This window comes from Neisseria basseii (genome assembly GCF_962707005.1).
Taxonomy (GTDB): Bacteria; Pseudomonadota; Gammaproteobacteria; order Burkholderiales; family Neisseriaceae; genus Neisseria; species Neisseria bergeri.
Genome location: NZ_CAUIXH010000065.1, coordinates 1 through 373, shown reverse-complemented (window position 1 = coordinate 373; position 373 = coordinate 1). Strand labels below are relative to the sequence as shown.

At 55.5% G+C, this 373-nt stretch carries 1 pseudogene; it reads left to right on the top strand.

Annotation, left to right across the window (positions count from 1 at the left end):
* Positions 1-373, top strand: a pseudogene (locus Q9I99_RS11320) (type IV secretion protein Rhs); the annotation flags it as partial.

Genomic DNA, 373 nt, shown 5'->3' with positions numbered 1-373 from the left:
TACGACAAAATCGGACGCATTCAGGAAGCCCGCAACAGCCAAAGCGGCCGCAGCGAAACCTTCGCCTTCGACCCCGCCCACAACATCCTTTCCGACAAAACAGCCGAAGGGAAGGGCAAAGGCAGTAACATTAGCAGCGGCAACCGCCTAGAATCATACAACGGCATCGAATACACCTACGACGCATTGGGCAACCTGATCTACCGCCAGCTGCCCAACGGCGAAAACCAATACTACCAATACGACCTAGAAAACCAACTCGTCCGCGCCGAAATCAAAAAGCCCGCCGGCAACACCGAGATCTGGACATACGCCTACGACCCGTTCGGCAGACGCCTTTCCAAAGAACGCCAAGACAAACTCGCCTGGACGA